At 37.9% G+C, this 25,282-nt stretch carries 19 protein-coding genes; 14 read left to right on the forward strand and 5 right to left on the reverse strand.

What is annotated here, in order from left to right:
• Positions 1-5: 5 nt before the first annotated feature.
• The 3 genes from AC3RVG_RS07475 (at position 6) to AC3RVG_RS07485 (ending at position 3,806) form a co-directional block, all read left to right on the forward strand.
• On the forward strand, positions 6-1,382 hold the full coding sequence (locus AC3RVG_RS07475; RefSeq protein WP_489690827.1) for an aldehyde dehydrogenase: 1,377 nt from the start codon (positions 6-8) through the stop codon (positions 1,380-1,382).
• A gap of 80 nt (positions 1,383-1,462) precedes the next feature.
• The gene (locus AC3RVG_RS07480; RefSeq protein WP_489690828.1) at positions 1,463-3,109 is read left to right on the forward strand and encodes a T9SS type A sorting domain-containing protein; all 1,647 of its coding nucleotides are present in this window, start codon (positions 1,463-1,465) and stop codon (positions 3,107-3,109) included.
• Between the two features lie 13 nt (positions 3,110-3,122).
• Positions 3,123-3,806, forward strand: coding sequence for a 2'-5' RNA ligase family protein (locus tag AC3RVG_RS07485; RefSeq protein WP_489690829.1), 684 nt, complete (start codon positions 3,123-3,125; stop codon positions 3,804-3,806).
• Between the two features lie 78 nt (positions 3,807-3,884).
• Here the strand turns inward: AC3RVG_RS07485 and AC3RVG_RS07490 are convergent, their stop codons facing one another.
• The 3 genes from AC3RVG_RS07490 to AC3RVG_RS07500 form a co-directional block, all read right to left on the reverse strand.
• Positions 3,885-4,511, reverse strand: coding sequence for an SDR family oxidoreductase (locus AC3RVG_RS07490; protein WP_489690830.1), 627 nt, complete (start codon positions 4,509-4,511; stop codon positions 3,885-3,887).
• Positions 4,512-4,602: 91 nt separating this feature from the next.
• Positions 4,603-6,207: an FAD-linked oxidase gene (locus tag AC3RVG_RS07495; RefSeq protein WP_489690831.1), complete on the reverse strand. Its 1,605-nt coding sequence runs from the start codon at positions 6,205-6,207 to the stop codon at positions 4,603-4,605.
• A gap of 4 nt (positions 6,208-6,211) precedes the next feature.
• Positions 6,212-6,571: a hypothetical protein gene (locus AC3RVG_RS07500; protein WP_489690832.1), complete on the reverse strand. Its 360-nt coding sequence runs from the start codon at positions 6,569-6,571 to the stop codon at positions 6,212-6,214.
• A 220-nt stretch (positions 6,572-6,791) separates the two neighbouring features.
• On the opposite strand from AC3RVG_RS07500, the gene AC3RVG_RS07505 reads away from it, so the two are divergent.
• The 6 genes from AC3RVG_RS07505 to lepB all read left to right on the forward strand — a co-directional run bounded on the left by AC3RVG_RS07505 (position 6,792) and on the right by lepB (position 12,410).
• On the forward strand, positions 6,792-7,673 hold the full coding sequence (locus AC3RVG_RS07505) for an SDR family oxidoreductase (protein ID WP_489690833.1): 882 nt from the start codon (positions 6,792-6,794) through the stop codon (positions 7,671-7,673).
• Positions 7,674-7,855: 182 nt separating this feature from the next.
• Complete coding sequence (locus tag AC3RVG_RS07510) at positions 7,856-8,626, forward strand: ParA family protein (RefSeq protein ID WP_489690834.1); 771 nt, start codon at positions 7,856-7,858, stop codon at positions 8,624-8,626.
• Positions 8,627-9,526: a ParB/RepB/Spo0J family partition protein gene (locus AC3RVG_RS07515; RefSeq protein WP_489690835.1), complete on the forward strand. Its 900-nt coding sequence runs from the start codon at positions 8,627-8,629 to the stop codon at positions 9,524-9,526.
• Positions 9,516-10,097 carry a DUF5683 domain-containing protein gene (locus AC3RVG_RS07520; RefSeq protein ID WP_489690836.1) on the forward strand — a complete coding sequence of 194 codons (582 nt, stop codon included), beginning with the start codon at positions 9,516-9,518 and terminating at the stop codon, positions 10,095-10,097. The genes AC3RVG_RS07515 and AC3RVG_RS07520 overlap by 11 nt, the downstream gene beginning before the upstream one ends.
• Before the next feature lie 7 nt (positions 10,098-10,104).
• Complete coding sequence (gene dapB, locus AC3RVG_RS07525; protein ID WP_489690837.1) at positions 10,105-10,803, forward strand: 4-hydroxy-tetrahydrodipicolinate reductase; 699 nt, start codon at positions 10,105-10,107, stop codon at positions 10,801-10,803.
• Positions 10,804-10,850: 47 nt separating this feature from the next.
• Positions 10,851-12,410 (forward strand): signal peptidase I, encoded by a 1,560-nt coding sequence (lepB, locus tag AC3RVG_RS07530; protein ID WP_489690838.1) that lies wholly within the window; start codon positions 10,851-10,853, stop codon positions 12,408-12,410.
• Positions 12,411-12,502: 92 nt separating this feature from the next.
• Here lepB and AC3RVG_RS07535 read toward each other — a convergent pair whose 3' ends face one another.
• The gene (locus AC3RVG_RS07535) at positions 12,503-13,621 is read right to left on the reverse strand and encodes a PQQ-dependent sugar dehydrogenase (protein ID WP_489690839.1); all 1,119 of its coding nucleotides are present in this window, start codon (positions 13,619-13,621) and stop codon (positions 12,503-12,505) included.
• A gap of 313 nt (positions 13,622-13,934) precedes the next feature.
• Between AC3RVG_RS07535 and AC3RVG_RS07540 the strand changes: the two genes are divergently transcribed.
• The 4 genes from AC3RVG_RS07540 (at position 13,935) to AC3RVG_RS07555 (ending at position 23,148) form a co-directional block, all read left to right on the forward strand.
• On the forward strand, positions 13,935-19,397 hold the full coding sequence (locus tag AC3RVG_RS07540; RefSeq protein WP_489690840.1) for a DUF7379 domain-containing protein: 5,463 nt from the start codon (positions 13,935-13,937) through the stop codon (positions 19,395-19,397).
• 174 nt (positions 19,398-19,571) lie between these two features.
• A complete protein-coding gene (locus AC3RVG_RS07545; protein WP_489690841.1) occupies positions 19,572-20,063 on the forward strand; it encodes an acyl-CoA carboxylase biotin carboxyl carrier protein subunit in 492 nt (163 codons plus the stop codon).
• The gene (accC, locus tag AC3RVG_RS07550) at positions 20,059-21,501 is read left to right on the forward strand and encodes an acetyl-CoA carboxylase biotin carboxylase subunit (RefSeq protein ID WP_489691204.1); all 1,443 of its coding nucleotides are present in this window, start codon (positions 20,059-20,061) and stop codon (positions 21,499-21,501) included. Before AC3RVG_RS07545 ends, accC begins: the two co-directional genes overlap by 5 nt.
• A 105-nt stretch (positions 21,502-21,606) precedes the next feature.
• Positions 21,607-23,148 (forward strand): acyl-CoA carboxylase subunit beta, encoded by a 1,542-nt coding sequence (locus AC3RVG_RS07555; protein WP_489690842.1) that lies wholly within the window; start codon positions 21,607-21,609, stop codon positions 23,146-23,148.
• A gap of 15 nt (positions 23,149-23,163) precedes the next feature.
• On the opposite strand, the gene AC3RVG_RS07560 is transcribed toward AC3RVG_RS07555, so the two are convergent.
• Positions 23,164-23,964 (reverse strand): sulfite exporter TauE/SafE family protein, encoded by an 801-nt coding sequence (locus tag AC3RVG_RS07560; RefSeq protein ID WP_489690843.1) that lies wholly within the window; start codon positions 23,962-23,964, stop codon positions 23,164-23,166.
• Positions 23,965-24,158: 194 nt separating this feature from the next.
• Here AC3RVG_RS07560 and AC3RVG_RS07565 point away from each other — a divergent pair, with 194 nt between their 5' ends.
• On the forward strand, positions 24,159-25,268 hold the full coding sequence (locus tag AC3RVG_RS07565) for an HAD-IC family P-type ATPase (RefSeq protein WP_489690844.1): 1,110 nt from the start codon (positions 24,159-24,161) through the stop codon (positions 25,266-25,268).
• Positions 25,269-25,282: the final 14 nt, after the last annotated feature.

Consider the following 25,282-nt stretch of genomic DNA (forward strand, 5'->3'; position numbering starts at 1 on the left):
TTTTAATGAAAATTGATTCCATGAAAGAAATTATTACTATCCAGCGCAATTTCTTCAACACGCACAAAACTAAAAATCTACACTTTAGAAGAGCGCAACTCAAAACCCTTCAACAGGCTTTGGAGCAAAATGAAGATTTGCTGCACGAAGCCATTTACAAAGACTTCAAAAAGTCAGTATTCGATAATTATTCCACAGAAATTTCGCTTCTTTATAAAGACATTAAAGAAGCCAGAAGCAATATTTTTAAATGGGCAGCTAAGAAAAAGGTTCCTACAGGAATTCTAAATTTTCCTGCTTCCAGCTATATTATTCCAGAACCATTGGGCGTTTGCTTAGTTATAGGCGCGTGGAATTATCCGTACCAACTTTCTTTCGCCCCAGTAATTGCGGCAATAGCTGCTGGAAATACAGTAGTTTTAAAACCTAGTGAACTACCAACGCACACTGCAGCTGCAATGGCTAAAATTGTAAAGGAAAATTTCGACCCAGCTTTTTTCACTGTGGTTGAAGGTGGCGTAGCAGAAACCCAAGAACTATTAAAGCAAAAATTCGACAAGATATTTTTCACGGGAAGCACTAAAGTAGGCAAGATAGTCTACAAAGCTGCCGCCGAAAACTTAACTCCCGTAACTTTAGAACTCGGCGGAAAAAGCCCAGCAATAGTAACGGAAAGCTGCAATTTAAAAGTTTCAGTAAAACGAATTGTTTGGGGAAAATTTCTAAATGCAGGGCAAACATGTATTGCACCAGATTATGTTTTGGTTCATAAAAGTATTGAGAAGGAATTTCTTGAACAAACGAAGCAAGAAATTAAAAGTCAGCATTTTGCATTTGAAAATGATAATTATCTTCAAATTATAAACGACGCTAATTTTGAGCGGCTCACCAAAATGCTTCAGCCGGAAAAAATTTATTTCGGCGGCGAAACAAATGCGCAATCTCGTTACATTCAGCCTACAATAATGCAAAATGTAAGGATGGACGATGCGGTTATGCAGGAAGAAATCTTCGGCCCAATCCTTCCGATTCTCACTTATGAAACTATTGAAGATGCTATCGCCATTGTAAACAGCCTTCCCAAACCTTTATCGTGCTATCTTTTCACTAAAAGCAGTTCTATAAAAAAGAAAATTTTAAAAGAAATCTCTTTTGGTGGTGGCGCCATTAACGAAACTGTGATGCATATTACTAACTCCAACTTACCTTTTGGTGGGGTAGGAAATAGTGGTATTGGCAACTACCACGGCGAGGCAGGTTTCAAAACTTTTACACATTACAAAAGCGTGATGGATAAACCAACTTGGCTTGATCCATCCATTCGTTATTCTCCGCATACCCCTTTTAGATTGAAGTTGATGCGCTGGTTTTTGAAGTTTTAAATGTGAAATTCATTTTTTAAGCAAAAGCTATCTTTTTAAATTTCACTAACTTACCGAGCAGAATCACAAACCCACTACCAATGAAAAAGTTTTACATATTTCTATTAATCCTCAGCACACAATTCGCTTTCGCTCAAATACGTTTTCAAAATATCCCTGAAAACGCAGTATATCCCGAGAGTTTAGCAGTTGAAACAATTACTGCAAACATAGCCTATCAAGGTTATGAAGAAACCCAAGCTTATTTTGGCCAAGGTGAATATGAAATCTATTTAGATAATGTTGATGGCATTTTAGATAATCCCATTATTGTATTGGATGGCTTCGATCCGGGTGACGGTCGAGATATTCCTGGCCTTTATGCGAGCTTAAGTTTTGGTGGACAAAACATGGCAGACATTTTACGAAATGAGGGTTATGATATTGTAATTCTAAACGCTCCGGTTTATACCACTGATGGTAAAACCATTGACGGCGGCGGTGATTATATTCTGCGTAACGCCATGGTTCTAGTTGCTATGATTGAGCAATTAAATGCAGACAAAGTTGGCGATAACGAACTCGTAGTACTTGGCCCAAGTATGGGTGGGCTGATTGCGCGCTATGCGCTTTCGTATATGGAAAGCAATAGCCTCGACCCTGAAACAAGACTTTATATTTCGTTTGATTCGCCACATCGCGGCGCAAATATTCCGATAAGTGTTCAGTATTTGATAAACTATTTTGCAGAACAAGTGGGTGATCCCACCGCACAACAGGTTGTTGACCAATTATTAAATTCGCCAGCTGCTAAAGAAATGCTTACAGATCATTTGCTTGGCCATCTTTTGGCGGGATCCACTTATGAGCAGGACCCAACAAAAGTATTGCCCTTGGGAGCTCCCGGTTTTAGAAATGAATTTCAGGCTGAACTCGATGCACTTGGTTTCCCCAGTTCCGTAAGAAATGTAACAATGATTAACGGCAGCGGAAATGGTACTACTACTGCTAGCCCCGGTATCACGATTGTTGATACCAACCTCGAAATAGATGCTTTTACAGATGTAGATGTTGCGCTTAAATTTACGCCATTGGCAAATCAGACCAACACGGTTACCGATGTTACTGTAAACTTTTTTGGCGCTCCAGTTGACACTTACCAAACAACGTCGCGGGCACCAACTAATACAGATGGTGTGGACAGCGCACCAGGTGGGACGGGTAGCATCAGCGATGCCCTTGGCGATGGTGGCGGCAACCCAGTGCTGATAGATTTTATTGACGCACTGCAACAAGATTTATATTCTTTTATACCTACAATGAGTTCTTTGGCGATTGATAATCCAGATTGGTTTGCAATTCCAAATTTAAGCGATTCACCTTTTGTGAATTTTTACATTCCCACCGAAAATGAAGACCACGTAACCGTAACTGCGGCAAGTGCCCAATTTGCTTTAGACGAAATACGAAATGGTGTATTATCGGTTGGCGAAAATCAATTTATCAATCAATTTATTCTTGCGCAAAACCCTGTTGAAAAAACTATCAATATTGTAATTCCGAATAACACTTCAGCAAAAAATCTAACAACCACGGTTTTCAGTATTACTGGGCAAAAACTTATGCAAAATACTTGGGCGAACGCAAGCGGAAAAATAACTTGGAATCATAATCTATCTCAAGGAATTTATTTGTTGAAACTGGAAGAAGGTACTTTTGTGCAAACCATAAAAATGATCGTTGAGTAATCAGTTTTAATTTATGAAGAAATATTTTTTAGCCGCGGCTATTGGTTTCGGGCTTCTATCGTGTGCTCCAAAAAAACAGAATGTTATTGCGATTGATGTGTTATTAATCCCTTCGGAAGAAATGAATGTGCAGGCGCTTCAGCTTAATTCACTTATTAAAAACAACAATCCTGAAACAATTAGGCTGGACGAAAAGCATGTGCCGCATATTACATTATTGCAGTGTTTTATAAATGAAAGCGATTTGTCGAAAGTGAATACAGCTTTGGAAGGTTTGTTTGAAAATATTAAAGATGACAGTTTAAAGGCAGAAAGTCTTTTTTATTACGAAGACAAAGCAGAAAGTTTTTCGATGATTCGCGTTGAAAATTCAGCGCCATTGATGGAAATTCACAAAAAAACAATCGAACTTTTAAAACCTTTTAATGTAAGTAACGGCACCGAAAAATCGTTTGTACAAAACCCTGATGGCAGTTCGATAAGTGAATCTACCGTAGAATATGTTCCAAATTTTGTGGAGAAATACAGTTATGAAAATTTTGACCCACACATAAGTCTTGGGGTGGCGCAAACAATACTTTTAGACAGCTTAGCACAAAATGTTTTCAAAGCGATACAATTTAAAGCAGCTTCTATGAGCGTATACCAATTAGGCGATCACGGTACGGCGCAGAAATTACTTTGGACTTCGAAATGATCATTATTCCACATTTTTCATAAAAAAAGCACGTGATAAAACTCACGTGCTTTTTTGGTATTTATGTAATCTTACTTTTTAAATTTTTTCGAGTGCTGCTTTAATAAAAGTGTCACCTTTCAAAATTTCGAAGGTTTTATTTTTTGCAACTGAATCTTCCAGCGAGCCCACTAATGTTTCAGCTACATCGCGACGGGAAATTTCACCGCTTTTATTGAGTTTATCGGCTATTTCAATTTTTCCGTTTCCATCGTCATTTGTCAGAGCACCGGGACGTACAATCGTGTATTCCATACCTAATTGTTTCAGATGTTCGTCTGCGTTGTGTTTGGCCTTTAAATAATCTTTTAAATCTGAAGCTTCTTCGGGATTATCAGCTCCCATAGAGCTTAGCATTACAAATTTCTTTACTCCGTATTTTTTAGATGCATCCATTAGCTTTTTTGCACCGTCCTGATCTACTTCTTTAACTTTGTTTCCGCCTGAGCCAGCTGCAAAGATTACGCGATCTATGCCTTTTGTTGTTTGGCTTACATCTTTTTCAAGATCTGCAAGAATAGTTTTTACACCTTCATTTTTGAAATGCGAAACTTGTTCTTCATTTCGAACCATTGCAACAGGTTCATATTTATCAGAATTCTTTAAAATTGAAATTATCTTTTTCCCCGTGGTACCGTTGGCACCTGCTACTAATATTTTTTCCATAGCTACAATATATAGCTAGATTAACGCGTAGTTATAATATTTCACATTCTTTAACCCTTAAAAAGCCATCTTTTATAGCTTTGTTAACTTACTACAGCCTTGAAGCAATTAAATCTTGGTCGGCGTTTTCCTCAAAATCTGCTAAACCCAAAGTATTCAGAAAATCATTTGTAAAAACTTTCGCCATTTCTTTGGATAAAAAACTGCTTCGATGCTCTTTCCAAACTTTTACATTAGTACCGTACATTTTCGTTGCCAGTCCGGGAAATGCCCAATTTGCATTTTTCCCCCAATGTAAAGTGAAAGGGATATTGTTTTTTTGAAGAGTTTCGATAATTCGTTTTCCATAATTTTCGAGACTCATAAGATTGCCAGATTCGGTCCAAAGCACGCCGTCTATTTCTAGCATACACGTAATAGGAAATCTAGAAAAGGCCAACGTGGCATCAGATTTTTTCACAAAACGCATCGCAAAAATTCCGGGTATTGGCCCCTCTTTTTTAGTCATCGCGCTAACAACCTCCAACGCTTTCGCACTATCTTTAATATCTACGCCTACGGAACACGCGAAGGCGGGGCCTTGATAGGCAGCATCCCAAAAAGTTTCGTATAAAGTTCCAATGGTTTCTTCGTCGACTGCTGGAAGAATTGTTTTCTCCAGTCTTTTTATAAACCACGGAATACTTGCGGGAAAGCTTTCACTTATTTTTATCAATAGATAAATCAAATCTCGATAGATAGATTGCTGTATTTTTGTAAACGGATCGGGATAGGGTAATTTATAAGGTTTTTTATACATTACTTCCACCACATATTTACTTTCATCGGTGTATGGATTCATAAAAACCTTGTAATGATAAGGGCGCAAAGGCTTTCCGGCTGCATCAACTTCGCCATTAATTTTAAAAGTAGAATTTTTAAAATCCATTGTTCTCGCCAGCTCCAAGGCTACATTTTTATCTATTTTACGCACATATCTTTTTAATAGAAAAATATTTTCGGCTTCAAGCAGCACGCCGTGTATAAAGCCGAAGGAGCCCAATCCCACCAAGGCTGCGTTAAATAAATCATCATTGCGAATTACTTTTGAGTTTAATTTTTGCGCAAAAGCATTGTTAAGACCTGGCTTGGTGTGCCGTTCCAAATAAATATTGTCTTCTGGCTTTGGTCCGATTATTAAATTGAGCCCAACCACGTAATCTTGTACAGACCCAACATCTAAAGCTGAACCGTGAACCCCTGTTGATATACAGCCAACAATTGTCTGCCCATTACTGGCGCCAGTAGTTTTTAGCGATTTACCGTGTTCTTCCAGCTTTTGGGAAATTTCTTTAATTGTATTTCCGCATTCAAAGAAATATAGATTTTCCGCATCAAAAGGAGATTGAGGATGCAAGTCTGTAGGGAAAATATTAATGTCTAAATTCATTAAATTGTTTTGGTGCACACGGTCTTTTTGATGTGCAATGCTAGACATAGACCAGCGCGATCCGTAGGCTCTAAACCCTTCGTTGTTATCGCTGCTATCTTTCAGAAGCCTTTGTATTTCAAGGGCAACATCGTTGTAACGATCTATTGTGGACGGCATGTTCGCCTTCCCTTCAAGCCTAGTTATATAGAGTTTCTTTAATGGGAAGGGTCCATTTTTATGAAGTGTATCCCATTCGGTTTTATTGAAAACGGTAGTTGTAGCCATAGTTTTAATTTTCAGGTTTCATACATACATATTTAAGCTTCACTTTGCGTTTGTTGCCGAAAGAAACAAGGAAAAGTAGGCTGCCGCTGAAGGTGTTTTTATATTCAACCGAAAACAATTTTCCGGTTTCACATTTATCCTTTAAAACACGGAAAGTAATATCGTCTGTAGTTATTCCAGCTTTTATAACGGTATCCAGCTCAAACACCATTTTATCTCTGTACCAATCATCTCGCGTCATTTCATCCGGCGGCATGGGAGCTCCTTTAGTGCTTACAATTCGAACCGAATAACAGGATGTTAAAAGGCAAAAAGTAAAAACGAGCAATAGCATTTTCACTGAAATTTTACATAATGGTTCCATACAGTAACTATTAAAAGATTAAAATTGGGGAGGGGATAGCTTTATTATGCTGAATGAGTGGCGTTTATAAAATTATGATTTTTTTCTGAAAGCATCGCCTTTTACAATCCTTATTTTGAAATAGCTATTCTGTATTAGAGCAGATTTAAAAACTTTCGTAATATAAATTGTGCTCCTTTAAGTCTGCGTATATTTGTACAACATCATTATTTAGAAAAAAATGGACTACACTGCAAAAATGCTGCGTGACGACGCATTAAAAGGAAAAACAATAGTAGTAACTGGCGGCGGAAGCGGCCTTGGTAAAGCAATGACGACCTACTTTTTAGAATTGGGCGCCAATGTGGTTATTACTTCGCGAAATATAGAAAAACTACAATCCGTAAAAAAAGAACTTGAAGAATCTACCGGCGGAAAAGTATTGCCCGTGCAATGCGATGTTCGTAATTATGACGAAGTAGAAGCAATGGTTGAAGCTTCGGTAAAAGAATTTGGTAGCGTTGATGTTCTTTTGAATAACGCTGCAGGCAACTTTATTTCACCAACCGAAAGACTTTCTGCAAATGCTTTCGACACTATAATCGACATTGTTTTAAAAGGAACAAAAAACTGTACACTCGCTTTCGGAAAACATTGGATAGATAAAAAAGAAATCAATAAAACCGTTTTAAATATTGTTACAACTTATGCTTTTACAGGCTCAGCTTATGTTGTGCCAAGTGCAACGGCAAAAGCTGGCGTGTTGGCAATGACGCGCTCTTTGGCGGTAGAATGGGCAAAATACGGCATTCGTTTTAATGCGATTGCTCCGGGTCCATTCCCAACAAAAGGAGCTTGGGACAGATTACTTCCGGGCGATTTAAAAGAAAAATTCGATCCTGCTAAAAAAGTACCGGTAAAACGTGTTGGCGAACACCAAGAATTGGCTAATCTCGCCGCTTATTTAGTTTCAGACTTTTCAGCATACATTAACGGCGAAGTAGTAGTTATTGACGGTGGCGAATGGTTAAAAGGCGCAGGCCAAATGAATCAGCTGGAAGAAGTACCTCAAAAAATGTGGGATATGCTTGAAGAAATGATTCGTTCACAAAAATCCAAGTAAAAAACTCCAAATAAAACTAAAAATGGTTCCTCCCCTTTTTTTTAAGGGGAGGTGTCAAAATAATAGGTTTCTGCATTTGCCAGAAACCTAATTATTTTGAAGGAGGGGTTCCTGTTAACAAAAATGATTTTCTATCCTCATAATTAATTGTACTTTTATCTGCTAAAATCTCAAGCAAATTAATGGGTAAAATAATTGCAATTGCAAACCAAAAAGGAGGCGTAGGCAAGACCACGACCTCAGTAAATTTAGCAGCCTCTTTAGGCGTTCTTGAGAAAAAAGTACTGCTCATAGACGCAGATCCGCAGGCAAATGCTACCTCGGGATTGGGTGTAGATGTAGAAGGCGTTGAAATTGGCACATACCAATTACTTGAGCACAGTGCTACTGCAAAGGATGCTATAATTTCCACAAATTCACCAAACCTAGATTTAATACCATCGCACATAGATTTGGTGGCTATTGAAATTGAATTGGTAGATGTAGAAAACCGCGAATATATGCTGAAAAAGGCCATTGAAGACCTAAAAGCAGATTATGATTATATACTTATAGATTGCGCCCCATCATTGGGTTTATTAACACTGAATGCATTAACGGCAGCAGATTCTGTAATTATCCCAATTCAATGTGAATACTTTGCTTTGGAAGGTCTTGGAAAGCTTTTAAATACGATTAAAAGCGTTCAGAAAATCCACAATCCAAACCTAGATATTGAAGGCTTGTTGCTAACAATGTACGATCAGCGTTTACGCCTTTCAAACCAAGTTGTTGATGAGGTTAAAAAGCATTTTGATGAAATGGTTTTTGAAACAATCATTCAACGCAATGTACGTTTAAGTGAAGCGCCCAGTTATGGCGAAAGCATTATTAGTTACGATGCTTCCAGCAAAGGAGCCGATAATTATTTAAGCCTTGCGCACGAATTAATTAAGAAAAACGAAAAAGAATAAATGGCGAAAGCGACCAAAAAACAAGCCTTAGGCCGCGGACTTTCAGCTTTGTTGAAAGACCCGTCCAATGATATAAAATCTGTAGCAGACAAAAATGCCGACAAAGTTGTTGGGAGTATTGTCGAGCTAGATTTGGGAAGTATTGAAGTAAACCCTTTTCAGCCGCGAACCAGTTTTAATGAAGAATCGCTTCGCGAATTGGCTTCGTCTATTAGAGAACTTGGCGTAATTCAGCCAATAACGGTTCGTAAATTAGATTTCAATAAATACCAATTAGTAAGTGGGGAACGTCGTTTCCGTGCTTCAAAATTGGTGGGTTTAGAAACCATTCCAGCATACATTCGTATTGCAAATGACCAAGAGTCTTTAGAAATGGCTTTGGTTGAAAATATTCAGAGGCAAGATTTAGATCCTATTGAAATTGCACTTTCGTACCAACGATTAATTGAAGAAATTAGCGTTACTCAGGAAGAACTGAGCGACAGAGTAGGGAAGAACCGTTCCACAATCGCTAACTATCTGCGTTTGCTGAAATTAGATCCTATTATCCAAACCGGAATGCGCGATGGTTTCATTACAATGGGGCACGGTAGAGCGTTGATAAATGTTGACGATTTAAGCGATCAGCTTGATATTTACGAAAAGATTTTAAGTCAGAATCTCTCTGTTCGCGACACAGAAGCTTTGGTTCGAAATTTTAAAAATCCCAATCAAAAAGCGGCTCCACAGAAACCGGCAGCTCCAACTTTCGCCAAAAAAGCAAAAAAAGAGTTAACAGATCTTTTTGAAACTTCAGTTGATGTAAAGGTTACAAAATCTGGTAAAGGTCAATTGGTTGTTCCTTTTAAAAGTCAAGAAGACTTCGAACGTATTTTGAAGCTCATAAAAAGTGAAAAGTAATTTCCTATATATTTTATTTCTAATCTTCGCTACATCAATGTTTGCGCAGACTCCTGATTCTTTGACTGTAAAAAAGGAAGAAAGGGTAATTGTTGTAAACGATACTATTTTGCCACAGGAAGAATACCAGCCACTGGCTCCGGCCAAAGCTGCATTTTATTCTGCCGTGTTGCCAGGACTGGGGCAGGCTTACAATAAAAAATACTGGAAAATTCCAGTTATTTATGCCGGAATGGCAACAGGAGTTTATTTTTATAAGCAACAAGATGATGAATACCAACGCTTCAGAAATGCTTATAAACGCAGACTTGCGGGTTTTAGCGATGATGAATTTCAAGGAATATCAGACGACCGTTTGATAAACGCTCAAAAATCTGCACAAAAAAACAAAGGCCTTAGCGTAATTGTAACTGTTGTATTTTATTTGTTGAACGTTGTAGATGCCAATGTAGATGCGCATCTTAAACAATATGAAGTGAGTGAAGATCTATCGTTCGAGCCTAATTTTGATTACAATCAATTTACGGCAAAACCGCAGTATGGAATGTCGTTAACCTATCGTTTCAAATAAATTTACTATGAAAATAGCACTCTTAGGTTATGGGAAAATGGGTAAAATCATTGAAAAGATAGCTTTGGAAAAAGGTCATGAAATTGTTTTTAAAAGCAGCAGCAATTCTTCCGAAGGAAATCTTGAAGATGCAGAGGTTGCTATTGAATTTTCTTCTCCAGAGGCTGCCATTGCAAATATTTCAAAGGCATTTGAAGCCGGTATTCCGATAATTTCGGGCACTACTGGTTGGCTGGACAGTTATGATGAAATGGTAAATTTATGTGAAAAGCGTAACGGAAGTTTCATTTATGCGTCCAACTTCAGTGTTGGAGTAAATCTCTTTTTCAGTATAAATGAATACGCTGCAAAGTTGATGGCACCTTGGAAGGAATACAATGTTTCGGTAGAGGAAATTCATCACCTTGAAAAGAAGGATGCGCCAAGCGGGACAGCAATTACTATTGCTGAAGGAATTTTAAAATACAGTGATAAAAAGGATTGGAAACTAAATACTTCAGATAAAAATAGTTTGAAGATATCCGCTAAAAGAGAAAAGGACGTAAAAGGAACACATGTAGTTTCGTATGATTCTGAGATAGACGCTATATCGTTTAAACACGAAGCACACAGTCGCGAAGGTTTTGCAAAAGGTGCTATTTTAGCCGCAGAATTTTTAAAGGATAATAAAGGTGTTTTTACGATGAAAGATGTTTTGGGAATTTAAACGTAAACATCAATAAAGAATAAAAAATAGTAATAAAGAATAAAACGATGAGTTGGACAGAATGGTTTATATTTTTTTTGATAGTTCAGGTAATCCATTTTGCTGGAACATGGAAGTTATATCAAATAGCAGGTAGAAAAGCTTGGGAGGCCGCTGTGCCAGTTTACAATTCGGTGGTTTTAATGAAGATTATTAATCGTCCGTGGTGGTGGACGATTTTACTTTTTGTTCCAATTGTAAACTTAATTATGTTTCCAGTTGTATGGGTGGAAACATTGCGCAGTTTTGGTCGCAATTCTACAACCGATACTATTTTGGGGATTGTAACTTTTGGCCTTTATATTTATTACATCAACTACACACAAAAGGTTACGTATATAGCAGATAGGAGCCTAAAGCCCCGCACTTCTACTGGCGAGTGGGTTAGTTCTATTCTTTTTGCCGTGGTTGCTGCAACCATTGTGCATACGTATTTTATGCAGCCTTTTACCATTCCAACTTCTTCGTTGGAAAAAACACTTTTGGTTGGCGATTTCCTTTTTGTGAGCAAATTCCACTACGGGGCTCGCACGCCTATGACCCCTGTATCGTTTCCTATGGTTCACGATACTATTCCTGTGGTTCATAAAAAATCTTATCTGCCAGAGCCTCAAATACCATATTTCAGAATTCCAGGTTTTCAAGATATAAAGCATAATGATATTGTAGTTTTCAACTGGCCTGTAGATACGGTGAATGCTTTTCAGCAGTACGGCGATGGTAAATATTATTATAAACCAATCGACAAAAAATCTAATTATGTTAAGCGTTGTGTTGGGCTTCCGGGCGATTCATTGGAAGTACGCGATGGCTATGTATATATAAACGGAAAAAAGAATGAGTTGCCAGATAGAGCGCGACTTCAATTTTCTTATGACGTTCAAGTAAGCGGCCAGCTAAATCCTGAAATGTTGCATAATCGTTATGACATTACCGACCGTTATGGTTTTGGAAACAACACATATCGTTTTGGTGCAATCTCGGACGAATCTTTGAATATGCTGAAAAATAACCCAAATGTGGTTAGTGTTTCTCGTCTTAGAAGTGAAAAAGGTGAATGGAACGAAGGTATTTTTCCAAACAATCAAAATTATCCTTGGAATAACGATTTCTTCGGACCTATGTATATTCCGAAGAAAGGCGCAACAGTTGCCATCACTCCCGAAACATTGCCACTGTACAAACGCGTAATTGAAGTTTACGAAGGAAGTGAGATTGGCATAGAAAACAAAATCACCCAATCTGGAACTGAAATTTTATTGAACGGAAAAGCTATTACAGATTATACTTTTAAAATGGATTACTACTGGATGATGGGGGATAACCGCAACAACAGTGAAGATGCTCGTACTTGGGGTTTTGTGCCTTTTAACCACGTGGTAGGGAAACCTGTTTTTGTGTGGATGAGCTGGGATGGAATCAATAAAAGAGTACGTTGGGAACGCCTTTTCACAACCGTTGGTGGTAGCGGAAAACCAGTTTCATATTTAATGTATTTTGTAATTGTTTTAATAGGTTGGTTCGCTTTTGATTTTTTCAGAAAAAAGAAAAAAGGAACTAAAAAGTAAAAGCCCTGTCTGTTCGAGCGCAGTCGAGAACTATTAGCGCAGTCGAAACTAATTAGGTTTCGACTGCGCTAAACCGGACAATTTATGTTCGATTATTCAGGAATTAATCTAAATATTCCTTGCCCTTCTACAGCTATATAAATTAACCCATCGGGACCTATTTTTACATTGCGTACGCGACCTATATCTTGCGCGATTTTTTCACGGTTTATTACTTTTTCACCATCAAGGGTAAGCAATTCCACATAAGCAAATTTCAACGAGCCCACTAATAACTTGCCTTTCCATTGTGGGTATTTATCGCCTGTTACAAACGCCATCCCACAAGGTGCAATTGATGGAACCCAATAATAAACAGGTGGCTCAATTCCTTCTTTTGTAGTTTCATCAGTAATTTTTGTACCGCTGTAATTTACTCCATAAGTAACCGTCATCCAGCCGTAATTAGCGCCTTTTTTAACGATGTTTATTTCGTCGCCTCCTTTTGGTCCGTGCTCGTGCATCCAGATTTTCCCGGTTTCGGGATGTTTCGCCATGCCTTGTGGATTTCGGTTTCCGTAGGTGTAAATTGCTTTTTTAGCATTTGGTTCGTTGTAAAAAGGATTGTCTGTTGGGATGCTGCCGTCATCATTCAACCTGTAAATCTTTCCGCCATCACGTGTTATATCTTGCGGATTTACTTCTCGTTCGCCACGTTCGCCGACTGAGAAATACACAAATCCATCATTATCAAATTCTATCCGTGACCCAAAATGTTGCCCAGCAGTAGTATTGGGTGTCGCTTTATAAAGTGTTTCAATATTTATAAGCGAATTGCCTTCTAATTTACACCGCATTAAAGCTGTGTGGCCACCATTACCCGGACCTTCTTCTGAAGCATACGTAATATAAATCCACCCATTTACTTTATAGTTGGGATGCAATTCAATATCGAGTAAACCACCTTGTCCACTATTGTAAACCTTTGGTACGTTTGCTATCGCGGTCTTTTCGCCATTTTTAAAATGAATTAATCTACCTTCTTTTTCCGTAATGAGTATGCTGCCATCGGGAAGCCAAGTCATTCCCCATGGGTTATTGAGGTCTTTAACTACTTCTTCAATTTTATAGGTTTGCGGCTCTGTTTTTAGTGCTACATCGCTTTTCTTTTTCTGCTGAGCACAGGAAGTGAAAAAAACAAAAACGGTGGCCAAAAAAATATACTTTTTCATATCTATTCATTTTATCTAAAGATATTAAAGCTAAAAGATATTTTCAAAAAATCATTTCTAATTCCGCCGTTTAAAATACGTCACGTAAAAATCCTTTGAAGTTTGAAAAATTATTGTAACTTTTTAAACTCCTCAAAATAGAATTCCCCTTTATTTAATTAGCTCATTTTCAGAAGAATACACTTTTAGTAGTGCTTCAATCAGTCTGCAACTATTTATTTAAGTTGCTGTTTTTAAGCGATATATGCTTGATGTGTGATTTTTAAATTAAATAAATGAATCAATTTTTTCAAATAACCTAATACCCAATAATATGGATCCAATTAAAAAACTGGTGGTTTATGGCAAAAAGGAAACCGATGATGAAGGAGCTGTAGTTTATAATTTACAGGCAAGCAATAGAGATGTTTCTAACCAACACGAAATACATCTGGAGGCTAATGATAAGTTGCTGGAGTTAGTTCTTGACGATGGCACCACTTGGATGTGCGATGCCTCCACGATGCACGAAGTATTTCCTGAGCTCGATCCAGCATTGAAACCGCCCGGAAGTCGCGATTTACATTCAGATGTTTTTGTACTGCCACATTCTGTGGAAGCGCCTTCAACAGAAAGGGGAATAATAGGAAAAATTGCACTAAAACTTTTGAAAGTTTTAGCAAAAAAAACCATAAGCAAAGGCGTGGCAGATCTTTCAAAAAAACTGGAAGACAAACATTTGCAAAATGAAATTGACCCTACCGTAATTCCAAAAGACTTTCTGGCTACTGGAGCGGCTTTATTTACTGTAGATTCAAATTTTAAATTCGGAACCTTTGACGGTAAAGCTTCTAGCAGTCCGTTTTTTCTATTTATACACGGTACAAATTCAGACACATTTGGGGCCTTTCAAGATTTAAAAGCTACTCCCGTTTGGAGCACGCTTCACCAACTTTACGGTAAAAATGTACTCGCATTTCAGCACAGAACACTTACTGAAAGTCCGTTGGAGAATGTTGTGAAACTCGCTCAAATGCTCCCCGATAATTCTGTGGTGCATATGCTCACCCATTCTAGAGGAGGAATTGTAGGCGACATTTTAAATAAATACAGTAATAGTAACGACGAAACTTCCATTGGGTTTAATAATCGCCACATTGCGTTACTTGAAAAGGAAGGCGACAGGCAAGCTGATATTGATAATATAGAAGCACTTAATAAAATATTTAAGGATAAAAAGATTACCGTTGCCAAGTTTATTAGGGTAGGCTGTCCCGCGGCAGGAACCAAATTGGCTTCAAAAAGATTAGATCATATTCTAAACGTATTCTTCAATTTATTGAATGTTGTAGGAGGTGCATTTGGAGATATTCTGAAAGAACTCCTCTCAGCAGCCGTAGAAAGTAAAGACGATATAAACGTACTTCCGGGCTTGGAGGCGCAAAGACCAGAATCGCCCTTTATAAAAATCTTGAACGATCCCGCCCCAGAATCTGCTATTGACGGTAAGCCGTTGGCAATTATTTCGGGGAACGGAAGAGTAAGTTTTTCAGGACAGGGACTTTTTGTAATCTTAGGAAAATTGTTCTATTGGCAGCGTAATGATTTGGTTGTGAATACAGATTCCATGTATTTGGGTGCAAAACGCAAAAACAATATTCAGTATTTCTTTGACCAAGGTGCAGAGGTAAATCACGTAAAATATTTTATAAATGATAAAACGCGGGAAGCGATAGAGCTAGTGCTTAAAACTGCCGAAGGTCAATTGATACCCGGCTTTAAATCTATACCACAAAATCAAATCCCAGGCAGCGATAGAGCACTTTTGGAATGTGGCGAATTGTATCCTTCCGAATTGCCACCTTCAGGCTTAAAGCCTATCGTGATTATGCTTCCCGGAATTATGGGTTCCAACCTTTCACAAAAAGACAAGGAAATATGGCTTCATTACGGCCGTATTCTTTCCGGTGGATTGATAAATCTTGGGTATTCCAATGTTAACAAGATTGTGGCAGATTCTGTTGTAAAAACTTCGTATTACAAACTTTATAAATGGTTATCTGCTAAATATGATGTAGTTGTTTATCCTTTTGATTGGCGCAAACCATTGCCTGAATGTGCGAGTGAATTCAATACAAAAATTAAAAGTTTGCTTAAAATTGGGCAACCTATAAAAATTATTGGACACTCCATGGGTGGACTTTTGGTGCGCGATTTTATTCTGAATCACGATGATACTTGGCAAGATTTAAAAGCTTCAAAAGGTTTTAGAATACTCTATTTGGGATCGCCTCTTGGTGGTTCATTTAGAATTCCTACTGTTTTGTTTGGGGAAGACGCCATTATTAAAAAGCTGAGCAAATTAGATCTTTTCCATACTAAAGAAGGACTGCTTAAAATGTTCTCTAAACTTCCGGGGCTATTGGCTTTGTTGCCTTTAACTACTGATGCTAAGAATGATTTTGCGAAAATGGAAACTTGGGAAAATATGCGGAAATACTTCGGAAAACCAGATTGGCCACTTCCGCTTAAATCAGATTTAGAATATTTCAAAAATTACCGCGATAATATATTGAAGAAAAGGGACGAAATAGATTATTCAAGTATGGTATATATTGCTGGAAAAGATAAAATGACTCCTTGTGGTTATTACCTTGATGAAATTCCTCCGAAAAAACAACTCTATTTCCTTTACACCAGTGAAGGCGATCAAAGTGTAACTTGGGCATTGGGCATACCAAAACAGCTTGTTGAAAGCAATGACGTTTATTATTCAACTGTTACTCACGGTGCACTGGCTAACGAACCCGATATGTTTAATGCCATAGAAGAAATACTTTCAACAGGGCAAACAAAATTACTTCGTAATACAAAACCACTTTTACGTGGCGAAGAAAAAATATTTAGAGCAGAACCAGACATTGATTTTGACCTTTCAGAAACTGGATTAGAAAGAACAATCCTAGGACTTGACGAAGAAACAGAAGCAGTTAGCAGCCAAATTCCGGTAACGGTAAGCGTAAGTAATGGCGATTTATTGTACTCTTCATACCCAATTATAGCCGGTCATTTTTTAAATGATGGAGTACTTTATGCCGAAAGGTCCATAGATAATTATCTCGCCGGTAGCCTAACTTCCAAACATAGATTGGGACTTTATCCGGGTGAAATTGGCACCAATGCAGTTTTCCACAAGATGGAAGGTAGCGATCTTGAAGGTGCCATTATAGTTGGGCTGGGAGAGCCAGACCAACTAACCTCTTTTCAATTGTCGAAATCTGTAGAGCAAGGAGTATTAAATTATTTGCTTAGCATTCGTGGTGCGGCAATTCCTAAAAAAGGGATTGGCGTTTCCTCTTTAATTGTGGCCACTGGTTATGGAGGGCTTTCTGTTGAAGGTTCTCTTAAAGCCATTATTGACGGGGTAAACCGTGCAAACGACAAAGTAAAAATGTTGTCTGATGAAGGGTATAGAACCGTTCAAAATATTGAAATTATTGAACTTTACGCAGACAGAGCTTTAAACTGTATGTATGTGCTCAATAAAATAGCCAATAAGGAAAATTCAACTTACAATATAATTATAGGTAATAAACGAATTAAAAATTTATTGGGAATTCAAAAAAGAACGCCACTAGACACATCTGAAGGATGGTGGAACCGAATTACCATAAAATATAAAGCGGCTAATGAGCAAACGGGCGAACCTGCAAGTATGGTTTTTGGTTCATCTACGGGCGATTCCAGAGAAGAAGAAAATGAACTTTTCAGCAGTACACCGCTAATAGACTTATTTATTTCTGAAGTTTCCAGCAGCAACCAATGGTCTGCTTGCACTGCCAAAACGCTCTTCGAGTTATTAATTCCAAATAATTTAAAAGAGAAACTAAAACGAAAAGGAAATATTTCGTGGATTCTCGATGCTAAAACTGCTTCCTATCCTTGGGAACTGCTTCAAGATAATACTACCAATTCTAAACCATTATGCATAAATGCGGGAATGATACGGCAACTATCCACAAAAGATTATAGAATTAATATTAAACGAGTTGCCAATAAAGGAGCTTTAATAATTGCAGATCCTATATTAGATGGTTTTATCTCTCAATTGCCCGGTGCAAAAGAAGAAGGAATAATGGTGAAAGATACTTTGGAAAACGTGGGTTATCCTACAACCGAACTTATAGGTTCTAATGCCGAAAGCATTGTCAAGAATTTTTTCTGTAACGATTATACCATAATACATTTAGCCGGTCACGGAGTTTTCAATCCAAAATCTCCACGACAATCTGGAATGGTTATCGGGAAGGATATTTTTCTTACTGTATTCGAAATTCAACAGATGCCAGTGGTGCCAGAACTCGTTTTTGTAAACTGCTGCCACCTTGGATATAGCAATGCCGAAGATGAAAGATTTTATCGCGATCGCTACAAACTGGCGGCAAATATCGGCACCGAATTAATTAGCATAGGTGTAAAAGCTGTAATAGCTGCTGGATGGGCAGTGAACGATGCCGCGGCGCTAGATTTTGCGCAGGTTTTTTACAGCAGTATGTTCTCTGGCGATAATTTTGGCGATGCCGTAAAAAATGCGCGTAATTTTATTTATGAAAAACACCCAGGTAACAATACGTGGGGTGCATATCAATGTTATGGAGATCCGTTCTTTAAACTAAAAGGAATATCTGGCAGTAAAGGTTCTTGGTCGCCAAGTTATATTGTGCCACAAGAGGCCGAAATTCATCTCGATAATCTGCTCAATCAATTACAAATGGCAACTAGTGCAGATAATGACCATTTGGCTGAATTGGATATTATTATGACGGCGGTAGATAGGGACGTTTTTAGAACTCCGCAAATTATTGAAAGAGTATCGAAAATTTACCAAGAACTAGCTATGTACGTTGAAGCTGTCGCAAATTATGAAGAGCTTTTAAAAAGAGAAAATGCTGAATTCTCATTTTCCTGTATGGAAAAATATTGCAACACGCGCTCAAAGTTGTATATCAAGGAAATTTTCGAAAATGAAAATGTTACTCCAGATTTGATAGCGGCGGCGTATAAAAACAGCGAACGTGTAATTAACGAGCTTGATATATTGCTTTTTGCGGGCAATACTGCGGAGCGTCACAATCTCTTGGGAAGTGCCTACAAACGTTTGGCCCTGCTTGCACCAGATAGTAAGAAACGAACAACTGCCTATAAAAATGCAATTTCTCATTACGAAAGAGCATATGAAAATGACGGTAACACAAACAAAATTTACTCGCTTGTAAATTCTATAGAAATCGCGTGTTTATTGGCTTTTAGTGGTACTACAAATCACGGAAGTGAATTTACAATAGATAAAGAAAAATATAAACTTAGATCGGTTATCGATGCTCAACAGCTACTTGAAGAGCAGCAAAATAATTTAAATGAAAAATCTGAGGCTGAAGATCTTGACTATTGGGATATGATCGCATTTTTGAATATAGATTTGTGCCTGCTCTTAATTCTTGAAGATGAAAAAATTGATAACAAATGGGATGAGGTTAATCAGAATTTTAAGAAAATCTGGCGAAAAGCAGGTTCCAAAGCAAAAAAGGTAGCAGAATTGGAGCATCTCGATTTTTTAACCAAATCAATTAATATTGAGGCCGGTTCAAAAGGAGAAGACTATAAGCCAAATAAAGATTTAGAAACCCGTATAAACGAATTAAGAACTGCCCTAAGTGGAATACGGAAAAAAATAAAGTCTGAAGCTGAACTAAAAGAAAAGCCAGATAAATCGGCACCAGACAAACCTAAAAAATAGTTGTAACATTCTTTTTTCAAATAAAGGTGTCTAAAAAGTATTAACCAAAACTAGAAGTTCTCGACTGCGTCAGAACCGACAGAAATACTACTTTTTAAACACCTTTTTCATTTATAAGGAAATCCTATTGGCATTATCTTTCCACAAATATTACCTTTAGCAAAATTTCTATTTATGGAAGAAGAATATAAAGCGATTGTCAATGAGAATTTTGAATTTTCATTGAATTCGAAAGATTTGGAAACACTCGATGTAATTTCCGATACAGATAAATCCAATATTATAATTAACAATAAATCCATTTCTGTTGAAACCCTTCACTCAGATTTTAATAAAAAAACATATACTGTTTCAATTAATGGTAACCGCTATCAAGTTAAGATAGAAAACCAACTTGACGCCCTTATTTCCAAAATGGGACTTTCGTTGGGGAATGTTTCGGAGAAAGACGAAGTGCATGCTCCAATGCCGGGCTTAATTTTAGAGGTAAATGTTTTTGCGGGAGATACTATAAAAAAAGGTGATTTTCTCTGCGTTTTGGAAGCGATGAAAATGGAAAACACTTTAACCGCACCCCGCGACGGGATTATCAAATCAGTAAATATTTCCAAAGGTGAAACTGTAGATAAAGGAGCTTTGTTAATTGAATTTGAAAAAAATGATTAAAAAAATATTAATTGCCAACCGAGGCGAAATAGCTTTGCGAATAATGAAAACCGCCCGTAATATGGGCATTAAAACGGTTGCAGTTTATTCCGAAGCAGATAGAAATGCACCGCACGTAAAATTTGCCGATGAAGCTGTTTGCATAGGTCCACCACCATCAAACGAATCGTATTTGTTGGGGGATAAAATTATAAAAGTTGCAATGGAGCTGAACGTGGATGCTATCCATCCCGGCTACGGATTTTTGAGTGAAAATGCAGATTTCGGCGAACTTGTTGAAAAAAGTGGAATGCTTTTTATCGGTCCAAAGTCGCATGCCATTCGTATTATGGGAAGCAAACTTGCGGCAAAAGACGCCGTAAAAGAATACAACATTCCCATGGTTCCGGGAACTGCTGAAGCCATTACTGATGTTAATGCAGCCAAGGAAATTGCCAAAGAAATAGGCTTCCCAATTTTAATAAAAGCTTCTGCCGGCGGTGGCGGAAAAGGAATGCGCATCGTTGAAAATTCAGAAGAATTTGAAGACCAAATGAAACGCGCTATCAGTGAAGCTGAAAATGCTTTTGGCGACGGCTCGGTTTTTATTGAAAAATATGTTACTTCACCAAGGCACATTGAAATTCAAATTTTGGCAGACAATTTTGGAAACACGGTTCATCTTTTCGAACGCGAATGCAGCATTCAGCGTCGTCACCAAAAAGTTGTGGAAGAAGCTCCATCGTCAGTATTAACGCCAGAATTGCGCCAACAAATGGGCGAGGCAGCCGTGAAAGTTGCAAAAGCATGCGATTATGTGGGCGCTGGAACGGTAGAATTTCTTTTGGATGATGAACTCAATTTCTACTTCCTCGAAATGAACACCCGCCTTCAAGTTGAGCACCCCGTTACCGAACTTATTACTGGGCTCGATTTGGTTGAACAACAGATAAAAGTTGCCAATAATGAAAAACTTTCCTTTTCGCAGGAAGATTTAAAAATTAAAGGACACGCTTTTGAAGTTCGTGTATATGCGGAAGATTCTCTTAATAATTTTATGCCGAGCGTCGGTAAATTAGAAGTTTATCGTCCGCCGAGCGGGAAAAATATACGTGTTGATGATGGATTTACTGAAGGAATGCAAGTTCCAATTCAGTACGATCCGATGCTTTCTAAATTGATTACCTACGGAAAAGATAGAAATGAGGCGATGCAAATAATGCTGGAAGCAATTTCAGAATACCATATTGAAGGCGTAAGTACAACGCTTCCTTTTGGAAAATTCGTCTTTGAACACGAAGCCTTCCGAAGCGGAAATTTCGATACAAATTTTGTAAAGAAATACTATTCCGAAGAAAAGTTAAATGCAATCAATGAAAAAGAAGCAAAGGTTGCGGCGCTTTTCGCATTAAAACAATATTTAAAAGATTCAGAAAAGCTTCGATTACCTATTAACTAAAACCTTTGTGAACCTCTGCGGTTCTCTGTACCACTCTGCGTAATTGCGATTTCACAGAGTGGCACAGAGAAAAATAAAGAGTTACGCGGAGAAATAAGTAAAACTATGACCGACAACAATAAAAAACTGCACCAAATTATTTCCGAAGCAAAAATGGGCGGCGGAGAAAAACGAATTGCAAAACAGCACGAAAAGAAAAAACTTACCGCTCGCGAACGCGTGGAATACCTACTCGATGAAGGTTCTTTTGAAGAAATGGGCATTCTCGTAACCCACCGAACCACCGATTTTGATATGCAAAAAGAAGTGTATTACGGCGATGGCGTTGTTACCGGTTACGGTACAATTAACGCACGTTTGGTGTATGTTTTCGCACAAGATTTCACGGTTTTTGGCGGTGCGCTTTCTGAAACACATGCCGAGAAAATTTGTAAAATAATGGATCACGCGGTGAGTGTTGGCGCTCCAATTATCGGTTTAAACGATTCTGGTGGCGCACGTATTCAGGAAGGTGTGCGGTCTTTGGGTGGTTATGCAGATATTTTTTACAGAAATGTACAAGCTTCGGGCGTAATTCCGCAGATTTCGGCAATTATGGGGCCATGTGCTGGAGGGGCAGTTTATTCTCCGGCGATGACCGATTTCACATTAATGGTGCAAGACAGTAGTTATATGTTTGTAACGGGCCCAAGTGTTGTAAAGACCGTTACCAATGAAAATGTTACTTCCGAAGAATTGGGTGGCGCGCGAACACACGCAACTAAAAGCGGTGTGACGCACTTTACAGCTTCAAACGACATTGTGTGTTTAGAACAGATTAAAACCTTGCTAAGCTACCTTCCCCAGAATAACAAAATGGTTACAGATAAACTACCTTTTGAAACGGGTGATGAATTTAGGGAAGAATTGGAAACTATTATTCCAGATTCTGCAAACAAACCCTACGATATGCACGACGTTATTAAGGGGATTATAGACCAAGATTCCTTTTTTGAAGTACATAAAGATTACGCAGATAATATTATTGTTGGTTTTGCTAGATTGGGAGGCAGAAGCATTGGTATTGTTGCAAATCAGCCAATGAGTTTGGCGGGTGTTTTGGACGTGGACAGTTCTAAAAAAGGCGCGCGTTTTACTCGCTTTTGCGATTGTTTTAATATCCCTCTTTTGGTTTTGGTGGATGTACCTGGCTTTCTTCCGGGAACCGATCAAGAATGGAATGGTATTATTTTAAATGGTGCAAAACTGCTTTATGCTTTAAGCGAAGCAACTGTGCCGCGAGTTACAGTAATTACTCGAAAGGCATACGGTGGCGCGTACGATGTTATGAACAGCAAACACATTGGCGCAGATATGAATTACGCTTGGCCAACTGCGGAAATTGCGGTAATGGGAGCAAAGGGAGCAAGTGAAATTATTTTCAAAAAAGAAATCGCTGCTTCTGAAAATCCTGAATTAAAGCTTTCAGAAAAAGAAGCTGAATATGCCGAAAAATTTGCCAATCCCTTTAAAGCTGCGCAACGCGGATTTATTGATGAGGTTATTCAACCTAGGGAAACACGCCGAAAATTGCTGAAGACTTTCGCAATGTTAGAAACCAAAGATGCGCCACGACCTAATAGAAAACATGGGAACATTCCTCTATAATAGTAGCAAAAGGAACTAATTTGAAAACTCTTTAAAAATAATATAGATACCCATTAGCAGTACAAACCAACCGAATCCTTTTTTGAGCTTTTTGCCGTCAACAAAGGTATTCAGTTTAATTCCTATAAATATTCCGACTACTGAAATTGCGGTGAAAGTTAATAGGAATTTCCAGTGAATTTCAAGAGTTGAAAGGTCGCCAGTAAAGCCTACCAACGAGTTTACGGCAATAATAAGCAATGAGGTTGCGACGGCTTTTTTCATTGGTATTTTAGCCAATAAAACCAAAGCTGGAATAATTAAAAATCCACCACCAGCGCCCACTGCGCCAGTTACAAAACCGAGAAAAATTCCTTGGAGAATAATTAATGGATAGTTGTATGAAACTTTTGCACCAGTTTCTGGCTCGGGCCTTTTGTTTACAATCATTGTAATAGAAGCTGCAAGCATAACTATTGCAAAAAACAACATTATTGCAATGTCCTTTGTAAGCGTAAAATTGCCTAAAACCCATATGTTTTCAGGAATTGCAGGAAGCACAAATCTTCTTGTTAAATACACAGAAATAAAGGCTGGAGTAGCAAAAATAAAAGCTGTTTTAAAATCGACTAGCTTTTTTTTCATATTGCGAATAGCGCCTACAAGTGCCGAAATTCCTACTACAAATAACGAATATGCAGTTGCTACAACTGGATTTAATGCAAAAAGATAAACTAGTACCGGAACAGTTAAGATTGATCCACCACCGCCTATTAGACCAAGAACAACACCAACCATAAGTGCGCCAAAGTAACCTAATATTTCAGTGAATTCCATAAAAGGATTTTATTTTTAGAATGTTTACTACAAGGTTAACCATTATTTTAAAAAATTGAAGGTTACTTTTTGTTGAATTTTTACTTTTTGTGAAGATTAAAAGTTCATTAGTTTTTCCAATTGATATTAATCATAGAAATTAATGAGGAGTATTAATACTTTACCTCCCAATAAATTGGCAGTAATATTTAAATATGGCGATTGAAAATTTTGATATTCAGGGTCTCTCTGATTCTGAGGTAGTAGCTTCACGTGAAAAATTTGGTGTAAACGTTCTTGAATCCAAGAAAAGGAATCCGTTTTTCGAAGCAGTAAAGGGGCTAATAAAAGAACCAATGGTTATTTTGTTATTGGTTGCCGCTACGCTGTATTTTTTTACGGGAAATACGGGTGACGGAATTTTTCTCGCAGCGGCAATTCTTTTAGTTGCTGCAATATCCCTCTATCAAGATGCTAAAACGCACGATGCACTAGACAAGCTGAAAGAACTTTCTCAACCAAATTGCAAGGTAATTCGAAATGGGAAGGTTGTTGAAATAAAAAGTCAAGACGTTGTAGTTGGCGATTTTTTAATGGTGGAAGAAGGTGCCACAATAGTTGCAGATGGAACTATTGTTCATTCCAATGATTTCTCGGTTAACGAATCCATTTTGACAGGAGAATCCTTTTCGGTGGAAAAAAATGCCACTTCTGAAGACAATAAAATATTTATGGGCACCCAAGTTGGGGGCGGACTCGCAATTGCTGAAATATCTGCCGTTGGAAATCAAACAAAGGTTGGGAAAATAGGTAAAAGCATTGAAGAAATTTCTACCGAAAAATCCACATTAGAACTTCAAATAAACAATTTTGTGAAGAAAATGGTAATTGCGGGAGCGATTATTTTTTTATTGGTTTGGGGAATTAATTACTTCAACTCTGGAGATGTTTTGGACAGTCTTTTAAAAGCACTCACACTTGCAATGAGCGTTTTGCCAGAAGAAATTCCTGTTGCTTTTACCACATTTATGGCGCTTGGTGCGTGGCGACTTATGAATATGGGCGTGATCGTAAAACAGATGAAAACTGTAGAATCATTAGGAAGTGCCACGGTAATTTGTGTAGACAAAACGGGTACAATTACAGAAAACAAAATGACTCTCGATAGGTTTTATACCTTAGAAACTGATAAAATTACATCAGTTGAAGAAACCCTATCTGGAAGTGAAAAAGAGCTAACCACAATTGCAATGTGGGCAAGTGAGCCTATTCCTTTCGATACGATGGAGCAGTCGCTGCACAAGTTTTACGGTTCCATTGTTTAAAAGGATGAAAGGCC

The organism is Aequorivita sp. IT1282, from assembly GCF_058068205.1.